This is a genomic window from Mesorhizobium sp. M7A.F.Ca.CA.002.15.2.1 (genome assembly GCF_003998715.1).
In the GTDB taxonomy this organism is placed as follows: Bacteria; Pseudomonadota; Alphaproteobacteria; order Rhizobiales; family Rhizobiaceae; genus Mesorhizobium; species Mesorhizobium ciceri.
Genome location: NZ_RZPI01000136.1, coordinates 1 through 9,817, shown reverse-complemented (window position 1 = coordinate 9,817; position 9,817 = coordinate 1). Strand labels below are relative to the sequence as shown.

8 protein-coding genes are annotated in these 9,817 nt (G+C 64.0%); 1 reads left to right on the top strand and 7 read right to left on the bottom strand.

From position 1 onward, the window contains the following. The 7 genes from ENZ74_RS10735 to ENZ74_RS10705 all read right to left on the bottom strand — a co-directional run. The coding region (locus ENZ74_RS10735; RefSeq protein WP_127312764.1) for a CocE/NonD family hydrolase at positions 1-1,695 on the bottom strand (1,695 nt) is incomplete at its 3' end. Positions 1,696-1,743: 48 nt separating this feature from the next. Next, a complete protein-coding gene (locus tag ENZ74_RS10730; RefSeq protein WP_013533007.1) occupies positions 1,744-2,718 on the bottom strand; it encodes an ABC transporter ATP-binding protein in 975 nt (324 codons plus the stop codon). Next, positions 2,715-3,698, bottom strand: a complete 984-nt coding sequence (locus ENZ74_RS10725) for an ABC transporter ATP-binding protein (RefSeq protein ID WP_127312763.1) — start codon at positions 3,696-3,698, stop codon at positions 2,715-2,717. Before ENZ74_RS10725 ends, ENZ74_RS10730 begins: the two co-directional genes overlap by 4 nt. Further along, positions 3,695-4,540, bottom strand: coding sequence for an ABC transporter permease (locus ENZ74_RS10720; protein ID WP_082826413.1), 846 nt, complete (start codon positions 4,538-4,540; stop codon positions 3,695-3,697). The genes ENZ74_RS10725 and ENZ74_RS10720 overlap by 4 nt, the downstream gene beginning before the upstream one ends. A gap of 22 nt (positions 4,541-4,562) precedes the next feature. Beyond that, positions 4,563-5,510 carry an ABC transporter permease gene (locus ENZ74_RS10715; RefSeq protein WP_063167554.1) on the bottom strand — a complete coding sequence of 316 codons (948 nt, stop codon included), beginning with the start codon at positions 5,508-5,510 and terminating at the stop codon, positions 4,563-4,565. Positions 5,511-5,562: 52 nt separating this feature from the next. Beyond that, entirely contained in the window at positions 5,563-7,122 is a 1,560-nt protein-coding gene (locus ENZ74_RS10710; protein WP_063167555.1) for an ABC transporter substrate-binding protein, read from the bottom strand. A gap of 312 nt (positions 7,123-7,434) precedes the next feature. Then, entirely contained in the window at positions 7,435-8,427 is a 993-nt protein-coding gene (locus ENZ74_RS10705) for a membrane dipeptidase (protein ID WP_082826414.1), read from the bottom strand. Positions 8,428-8,622: 195 nt separating this feature from the next. On the opposite strand from ENZ74_RS10705, the gene ENZ74_RS10700 reads away from it, so the two are divergent. Next, on the top strand, positions 8,623-9,817 hold a 1,195-nt coding region (locus ENZ74_RS10700; RefSeq protein ID WP_164760997.1), incomplete at its 3' end, for an FAD-binding oxidoreductase.

Here is a 9,817-nt window from a genome sequence, read left to right as displayed (position 1 = left end):
GCGCTGAAAACCGTCGCCCTTGGCCAGAACCTCCTGCTCCATCGGCGCGGCGCTTTCCGGAGCCAGGAAGGCCCCCAGCGTGTCGTCCAGCTTCTGCGGCGCGCGCACCGGCAGGATCAGCCGGCTGTCCCCGCAATGGATCGACAGCGTCGCCTGCTCGGCGGTCGGAAAGACGATCGGCCAATGCGATGTCGCCAGTGCCAGCCGGATACGCTCGCCAGCCTCGAAACGCTGCCCGCAGCAGCGCAGCTTGATGCGGACGGTCTCCGCCCGGCCCGGCACCATGGGTACGATGTCCAGATCATCGTTGCGATGGCTCAGATTGAGGATGCCGTAGCTGATGCGCGAGGCAGCACCTTCCGGGAACACTTGCGACAGCGTGGCGGACAGAAGCGCAACCGGCTTGTCGGAGGAGAGCTTGACCTCGAATTCGGGAAAACCGAGGATCTCGACCGCTTCGGTCAACGGCGCCGTCTCGAAGATCAGGGCATTGCCTTCTTCCGTGCGTTGGTCGACCGGCAAGGTAGGCATGACGCCATAACCGCACCAGGCGCCGGACGACAGGCCGGCCGTCTGCGGCGATGAAATCTCCAGGATCGTGTCTTCGCCCCTGGCCTCGCTCAGCACATGCGGCGCAAGGTTCAGCACCTTTTCGCCGATTCCCGGCCCCGGCCATGCCGGCTCCGCGACCCAGCGGCCGGGTCGCTCGTCATAGATCGCTGCCGGCCGTGCGGGATCTTGAATCCAGGCGCGCAGCATCGGCTCGTCGGCAATGCCGGTGTTTATGCCCTTGAGATATTGATCCCACCAGCGCAGGCACTCCTGCAGGAAGCCGATGCGCGGTCCCGGCATGGCGAAGTGCGGATATTTATGGCCCCAGGGTCCAATCAGCCCTTTACGGGGACCGCTTAGCTTTTCCAGCATCCGGAAGATCGGATTGGGATAACCGTCGGCCCAGCCGCCGACGGCGTAGACCGGGATTTCGACATCGGAATATTCCTCGCAGATCGAACCGTGCTTGTAGAAATCGTCGCGGCGCTGGTGTTCAAACCAGTCCTGCATCCAGATGCCATTGCCATTCAGCCGTTGTTTCCAAAGATCGCGCCAGCGGTCGCCGACAATGAGCGGGTCGGGCGGGGTCATGGCGATGGCCCAGGCGGTGGTTCCCCACATCAGATTGTCGCACATCATCGCGCCGCCGAGATAATGCACGTCGTCGTTATAGCGGTCGTCGGTCGAGCACAGCGAAACGACGGCTTTCAGCGCCGGCGGCCGGCGGGCCGCGACCTGCAGCCCGTTGAAGCCGCCCCAGCTGATGCCGATCATGCCGACGCTTCCCGAGCACCAGGATTGCCTCGCCAGCCATTCGATGACCACCAGGCAGTCATCCTGCTCCTGCTTCAGATACTCACCCTTGCACAGCCCTTCGCTGTCGCCCGAGCCGCGCATATCGACCCGCACGCCGGCATAGCCGTGACCGGCGAAATAGGGATGCGTCAGCGCATCGCGCTCCACCGTTCCGTCACGCTTGCGATAGGGCAAATATTCGAGGATCGCCGGCACGGGATCGCTCTCCGCGTCTTCCGGCAGCCAGACACGCGCCGCCAGCTTGACGCCATCCGGCATCGGAATCCACAAATTCTCGATCTCGCGGATTTTGCGCGGGAAATCGGTGACGATGCGGATATCTTGCATGGCGGCTCCTCTCAACGCCCCGGCCGACACTTGCGCCGGTGGCGATCCTTATGTGTTCAGCGGGAAATGGCAGGTTAGACGGCTGTCGCCGACCGAGGCCGGGACGGGGACATCCAGCGCGCAACGGCCCTCGGCCTGCGGGCAGCGTGTGTGAAACTCGCAGCCTGAGGGGCGCGCCAGCAAGGACGGAACGTCAGCCGGCAGCGTGATGCGCTGGTGCACCCGATCTGGATCGGGCTCGGGGTTGGCGGACAGAAGGGCCGCCGTATAGGGATGATGCGGGGCACGGAAGATCGCTTCGGTTTCGCCCTGCTCGACGAAGCGTCCGAGATACATCACCGCCATGCGGTCGGCGATCTGGCGCACGACATGCAGATTGTGGGTGATGATCAGCATCGACAGGCCCATGCGGTCGCGCAGGTCGTTGAGCAGGTTCAGCACCTCTCCCTGCACGGAGACGTCGAGGCCGGCGGTCGGCTCGTCGGCGACGACCAGCACCGGGTCCAGCGCGATCGCCCGCGCAACGCCGACGCGGCGCGCCTGGCCGCCGGATAGCTGGTGCGGGTAGCGGTCGGCGAAATCGCGCGGCAGACCGACCAGCGCAAGAAGCCGTGTGACTTCAGCGTTGAGATCGCGATCCGACAAACCGTGGATGACGAAAGGCTCCGACAGCAGCGAGCGCACGCTGAGCCGCGGCGACAGCGATCCGACCGGATCCTGGAACATCATCGGCATGCGCCGCCGCACCGGTTTCATCGCGGCGTTGGACAGGCCTTGCAGTTCCTGTCCTTCGAACACGATCGTGCCTGCTTTCACCGGCTGAAGACCGTTGAGGGTGCGCGCCAGCGTCGTCTTGCCCGAGCCGGATTCGCCGACCAGCGCGAAGGTGCTGCCTCGTTGAAGCGTGAAGCTGACGCCGGAGACCGCTTCGATTTCGGTGGCCCGCCCCGCGAGCCTGGCGGACAGGCCGCCAACCCGAAACGAGACGCGCAGGTCGCTGACACGGAGCAGGTCTTCGTTCATGCGCTCATGGCCCCCAGTGGAACGTCCGCGTGCCAGCAATGGGCGATATGAGATCCGCCGACAGGGGCGTTGGGAGGCGTCGTCAGGCATTGGGCGTCGGCGCGATCGCAGCGCGGCTGGAAGACGCAGCCGCTTGGTCGGCGGCGCAGGTCCGGCAAGGTCCCGGCAATCGTCGGCAGCCGGGGCACACGCTGCGACAGCCGGGCGGGATCGCAGGCCAGCAGCGTCTGCGTGTAGGGATGGCGGGCGTCGTGGAAGATCTCGCGGGTCGTGCCGCTTTCCACCACCTCGCCGGCATACATCACGATCATCTCGTCGCAGAGTTCGGCGATCACGCCCAGATGATGCGAGATGAACAGCACCGAGCAGCCGATGTCGCGCTGCAGATCCTTGAGCAGTTCGATGGTGGCCACCTCCAGCGTCGCATCGAGCGCCGTGGTCGGCTCGTCGGCGATCAGCAGCGCTGGCTCCATCATCAGCGCCATGGCGATGGCGATGCGCTGCTTCATGCCGCCGGAGAATTCGTGCGGAAACTGCGTCAGCCGGCTTTCCGGATCGGGAATGCGAACCTTGCGCAGCATGGCGACCGAGCGCGCATCCTTGTCCCGCTTCGACAGACCCGAGCGATACTGGATGTCGCGCATCTGCCGCCCCACCGACAGCACCGGGTTGAGCGCACCCATCGGGTCCTGGAAAACGGTGGCGATCCTTTGCCCGCGCAGGCCGCGCATCGCGGTGGGGTCGAGCCGGGCAAGGTTCTTGTCGCCCTCGAAGATGATGTCGCCCGATAATATCTCGCCATTGTCGGCGAGCAGGCCGAGAATGGCGTTGATGAGCGTCGACTTCCCGCAGCCGGATTCGCCGACCACGCCAACGCTGCGGTTGGCCGGCACGGAAAAACTCACCTGCTTCAGCGCCTCCAGTCGCCCACTCTCGGTGTGGAAGGCGACGCTCAGATCCTTGATCGCGAGAACCGTCATGACCGCCCCTTCAGCCGGGGATCGAAGAGGTCGCGCAGCGTCTCGCCGAAGAAGGTGAAGCCGAGTGTGGTCAGCACGATGGGCAGGCCGCCGGCAATCACGATCCAGTAGGAATCGCGGATGTTGGCAAAGCCGTCATTGAGGATCGCGCCCCAGCTCGGCGTTGGCGGCCGCACGCCGAGCCCGAGGAAGCTCATGCCGGCCTCGATCGCCACCACCACGGGAATGTCCATCGATATCAGGATCAGGATCGGGCCGATGATGTTGGGCAGGATATGGACGCGCAGGATACGGCCGGCACTGGCGCCCATCGAGCGCGCCGCCATGACATGTTCGGCCGACTTCAGCACCAGCGTCTGCGTCCTGATGATGCGGGCATAGCCCGGCACATTGACCAGCATCACCACCAGCACCACCGCATAGAGCGAGGGGCCGAACAGGGTGACCAGCGTCAGCGCCAGCATGACGGTGGGAAAGCTCTTCACGGCGTCGAAGATCAGCAGCAGCACATTGTCGAGCCAGCGCGGCCCATAGCCGGCGATCAGCCCGAGCACCACGCCGACGACCAGCGACACCGCTGTCGCGCCCAGCGCGATCAAGAGCGCGACGCGCCCGCCATAGAGCACCCGGGTCAGAAGATCACGGCCGAGGTGGTCGGTGCCGAGCAGATGCAGCAGGCTCGGCGAAGCGAAGCGTTCGGCCGGCGATATCTTGCTCGGCGCATAGCTGGTCAGCGCGCTGGCAAACACCGCCGACAGCACCACCAGCGTCACCAGCGTCAGGCCGACGGCGCCGAGCGGCTCGCGCATGATGCCGCGCACGGTGCGCCACAATCCGGACAACCGGCTGCCGCCGGAAGACAGCTCAGTTGAAACTTGATCTGACACGGGGATCCAAGATACCGACCAGAATGTCGGCCGCTACGTTGACGAGGACGAAGAAGACCGTGGTGACCAGCACGGCTCCGGAGACGATGGGGTAGTTGCGCACCGAGATCGCCTCATAGACCAGCTTGCCGATGCCGGGGCGGGCGAAGACGATTTCGGCGAAAACGGAAGACGACAGCATGTGGCCGATGCCGACGCCGAGCAGGGTGATCGTGGGCAGCACGGCAATGCGCAGCGCGTAGGTGTAGACGATCCGGTGCTCTGTCAGGCCGAAGGCGCGCGCCGTGCGGATATGGCTGGCCTCCAGCGTCTCCAGCATCGAGGCGCGCACCATGCGCGAGATGTAGCCGATCCAGCCAAGCCCGACCGCCAGCGACGGCAGGATGAGGTGCTGGAGCCGGCTGGCGAGGTCGCCCGGTTCGCCGGCGCCGATCGCCGGCAGCCATTGCAGTGCGACCGCGAACACCAGCAGCGAATAGATGGCGACGACGAAGGACGGCACCGCGATCATCGCCACCGAAAGAACCCCGATCACCTGATCGACAAAGCCGCCTCGGCGCACCGCGGCGATACAGCCAAGCGGGATGCCAAGCGCCACCGACCAGGTGATGCCGCCGACCACCAGCGCCAGCGTGAACGGAAGCTGCTCGATCACCACGTCCAGCACCGGCCGGTTCGACAGAACCTCGGTGCCCAGGTCACCGCGCAGGACCGATCCGTAGAAGTGCAGGAACTGCCGCCACACCGGCTGGTCGAGGCCCATGCGTACGCGCAGCGCCTCCATCATCTCCGGCGTCGCGCGTGGCCCCAGCGCGACGGAGGCCGGGTCGCCGGGAATGAGGTAGACCATGGCGAACATCATCATCATAGCGACGCTGATGATGATGGCGCCAAGCCACAGACGCTTGAGGGCGTAGCGGATCATTTTCGGTACCTGTCGGACGGTCTTTGGTGGGGGCGAGCCCCGCCCTCCGATATCATGCCGGTTTGAAGCCGGTGAACACGGGCTCGCCGTTCGGCTTCAGGCCGGCCACAAGCGTGTCTCGATTCATGATGCCGGTGACCTCATGCGTCAGGAAAACGTAGTTGCCGTTCTCCTCCATCAGGTCCTGCAGCTTCTTGTAGATGACATCGCGTTTCGCCGGGTCGAGCTCGACCATGCCTTCGGCATTGAGCTTGTCGAATTCCTCGCTGGAAAACCGCTCCCAGTTCCAGACGCCGATCTGGTCGCGGGTGAACCAGGCAGTCGCCCAGCTCGGATCCGGCTGCATGGAGAAGCGGCTGATGATCATCTGCAGCTTCTTCCAGTAGTCGCCTTCCTTGGCGCCAAGCGTCCAGAAGGTGCCGCTGTCGTTCTGCTTGATCTCCACATTGAGGCCGACATCCTGCAGGTTCGACTGCACGACCTGCGCCGCGGTCAGCCGCTCGGTCTTGTTGAGGATGTCGAGCGTGATCGTCGTGCCGGCCAGCCCCTCCTTGGCGATCATGTCGCGGGCGCGGTCTGGGTCGAAATCGAAAAGGTTCTTCTCGCGATGGCCGGGCAGGCCGGGCGCGATGATGCCGGTGGCGGTTGCGGCGGCGCCGAAATAGGCAGCATCGACCACCGCCTTGCGGTCCACGGCGTACTGAACCGCGCGGCGCATGTTGAGATTGTTGAAGGGAGCGACATCCTGGTTCATGCCGAGCCAGACAAAGGCCAGCGAAGGCTTCTCCACCACTGTCGTCTTCGGCGGCGGCGTCTGCTTCAGGCGCGAGATCGAGGAGACCGCGGTCCAGGTGTAGTCGAGGTCGCCGGCCTCATAGCCGAGTTCGGCGGTCTTCTCGTCCTCGATCGGATGAATGTGGATTTCCGCGAAGGCACCTTGCTCGTACTTCCAGTCGGGATTGCGGACCAGCACCGTGCGCTGCTTGGGCAGCCATTCCTTCAGGATGTAGGGGCCTGACTGAGCCACTGGCTTGACGCCCATCTTGCCACCGAGCTCGGTGATGGCGCGCTTTGACAGGATGGTGCCGGACGGCGTCGGCAAAGTCGACGTCCACAGCGGCGCGAAGGCTTGTTTCAGGTGGATCAGCCCCGACAGCTTGTCCTTGACCTCGACTTCCTTGAGCGTTGCCCAGTCGCCGGAATAGGGGCTCTTGTTGGCTGGGTCGGCGATGCGTTCGATCGAAAACTTGACGTCTTCGGCCGTCATCTGGCCGTAGCCATCGGTGAAGCCGATATTGTCGCGCAGCTGGAAGGCGACGGTCAGCGGATCGAGCTGCTTGATCGTTTCCGCCGCCATCGGCCGCCAGCCCCAGCTGTCGCCAGGCGTGGTGACGACGAGGCCGGCGAAGATGACGCTGGTGATGTCGCCTTCAGGCGCCGCCAGCCGGAAGCAAGGGTCGAGCGTCTGGATGTCGGCGTAGGAGCGCACCTTGAGGATCGGCCCGTCGCTCGACCAGGAAACTTTTGGATTGACCATTGAGGCGAGGCCGAAAGCGCCGGCTGCGGCGAGCAGGCTGCGGCGCGAAACCCTGGTGTCGGCTAGAATGGACATGCTCTACCCCTCAGCTGTTTTCGTTGTCTTGTTTTCAGGCCGCAGGCCATTCTCCAAGCCGGGCCGAATGTGTCGGTCCGCTAAAACTGCTAATAATAGACATCTATGTCTAGCGAAAATTTTGCCGGCACGTCCGAATCTTGGATACGGACGATCTTGCGGAAAATCTCGACATCTGTTCCGACCGCCGCCGGCGCGTCGACTTGGGCAAGTCACGGGCGGAATGTGATCGCGCAGACGATATGGCCTGGCCCGCCATTCGGTGGGGCCTGGATCAAGAGCTGTAGCGGAGATAGGCCTCTCGGCCGCCGCTCACTTCCAGATTTCAGCCGCCAGGCGCATGAAATTGCCGCCCAGGACATCGCGCACGGTCTGCTCGGACTGGCCGCGGCGCAGAAGAACCTCGGTCAGTTCGCGCATCTGACCTGGAGCCGCGTAGGTCGTCGCCCCCTCCGGATATTCGCTCTTGGGCCAGAATTGCGGATTGTCGGAAATGATGCGGTCGATGCCTTTGACATCAACCGGAAAGGCGTAGTCCAGTCCGATGCCGACATGATTTGGGCCAGCCAGGTCGACGAGATATTCGATGTGGTCAGCCAGCCTGTCCGAGTCCGTGCGTCCCTCTCCCAGGAAACGATTGAGCCCGACGATCGCGACGATGCCGCCGGTGCGCGCGCAGGCCTTGATCTGCTCGTCGGTGATATTGCGGCCATGGCCGCACAAGGCCTTGGCGTTGGAGTGCGAGAAGATGACTGGCCGGTTGGAGTATTCCATCACCTCCATCGAGGTGCGATAGCCGGTGTGGGTGACGTCGACGAACATGCCGAGACGGTTCATCTCGTCGATGACCTCGCGGCCGAACGCCGTCAGGCTGGTCTCGACATCGTGGCAACCGCCGCCGGCCAGATTGTTCCTGTTGTACGCAAACAGGATCTGGCGGACGCCCAGATGGTGATAGAACTCGACCATCTCGACGCGGCCGTCGAGCGCGTTCATGCCCTCGATGTCGAAGGTGATCGCCAGTTTGCCTTCAAGCTTGGCCTTGCGGATTTCCGCGACGGAGGAGACCAGCGTGTAGTGCTCGGGATTGGCAAGGATCCAGTGGCGGAAATTTGCGAGCGTCCGCACGGTCTGCTCCCAGGGCAACAGGTCGAAGCCGACATCGATCGACAGATAGTCGATGCCGGCGTCGCGCCAGATCTGCAGATTGTTCAGGTCCGCCGCCGGGTCCGGCATGAAGCCGGAATGCGCGTCCCATATGATTTCACTGTCGAAAATGGCCTGGGCGGCTGTCGAAACGCTCACTTTTTCCTCGCTCTCTCGGCGACACAACACAACGGAAAGCCGGATCAAGCGGCGTTCCGGACGTGTGATCCAGATGCAGTGCGCATCAAGTATCAGGCCACAGACACATGTGTCTAGACAGTCCGGGACGAGCCTGTATGGTCGCCGTCGCTGTATGTCGCTCCGACCGGAACATCGGCAAAAGGGAGAACAAAGATGAGTTCAAACGGAAGCCATGGCGGCAGCGATAGCAGGCATATCGCGGTGATTGGCGGCGGCATCATCGGCTGCAGCGCGGCTTTCCATCTGCTGCGGTCCGGCGTGCGCCGGGTGACGGTCATCGATGCCGGCCAGCCGGGTGCCGCAACCACAAGCGCCGGTGCTGGCTTCGTCTCCCATTGGTCCGCCGGCATGATCCCGCTCGGTGAAGAGGGCTTTCAGCTGCAGCAATATGGCCTCGATTTCTATCGCAGGCTGCACGAGGTCGGCGCCGAGATTGGTTATCGGCCGAACGGCACCTTGATCATGGCGCTGACCGAGGACGGGCGCGAACGCTTCGTCCGCCCGGTGCTGGATTCTCCCTATGCGCCGCCGGAAATGCAGGACCTGGACGCCGTGCAGATCGGGCAGAAGATGCAGGGCCTCATCGATCCGGCCCGGGTCCATTCGGCGGCCTACAATCCGCACGGCATCCAGCTCGACACCAAGCTGGCGATGGGGGTGCTGACCGGCCAGATCAGCGAGCTCGGCGGCGTCTTCCGCAGCAACACACGCGTGACTGCCGTCCATGATGCCGGCGACCGGGTGACGATCGAGACCGACCAGGGCGGTCTTGAGGCTGATGGCGTGATTGTTGCCGCCGGCGCCTGGAACAACCAGGTCCTGTCAGGCCTTGGCTGGCAGTTGCCGCTGCTGCGCGTCGTTGCAACGCGCATCGTCACCGACGACCGTGGGCTGCCATCGACCATTCCCACCGTCCAGTGCCGCGAATTGCGGCTGTGGCTGCGCGAGACATTCGGCGCCATAATGTGGGGAACCGGCCGGCACTACAAACCTCTCAACAAGACGAACGACAGCGAAATCGAACCCGGCCAGCCGCACAATATCGGGCTGATGCAGGAAACCTCCGAGCAGGAGCTTGCCGAGTTGCAGACGGTGTTCCCGCCGCTGCGCGGTTCGACGATCGCGAGCTGGGCGCAAGGCGTGCCGTGCTACACGCCCGACAACAACCTTATCGTCGGCAAAGTCCCCGGCAGCGACAATATCGTGGTCGTCGGTGGCGACAATGAGAGCGGCGTCACCCATGGACCGGGTCTTGGCCGGCTCTCTTGCGAACTGGTTCTCGGGCAGACCCCGTTCGTTTCCGTCGAGCGGTTCCGTGTCGATCGCTACGCCTCCAACGCCTTCAAGT

Coding starts and splice junctions, on each gene's coding strand:
- ENZ74_RS10730 (WP_013533007.1), bottom strand. CDS start 2,718: ATGAACGAAGACCTGCTCCGTGTCAGCGACCTGCGCGTCTCGTTTCGG.
- ENZ74_RS10725 (WP_127312763.1), bottom strand. CDS start 3,698: ATGACGGTTCTCGCGATCAAGGATCTGAGCGTCGCCTTCCACACCGAG.
- ENZ74_RS10715 (WP_063167554.1), bottom strand. CDS start 5,510: ATGATCCGCTACGCCCTCAAGCGTCTGTGGCTTGGCGCCATCATCATC.
- ENZ74_RS10710 (WP_063167555.1), bottom strand. CDS start 7,122: ATGTCCATTCTAGCCGACACCAGGGTTTCGCGCCGCAGCCTGCTCGCC.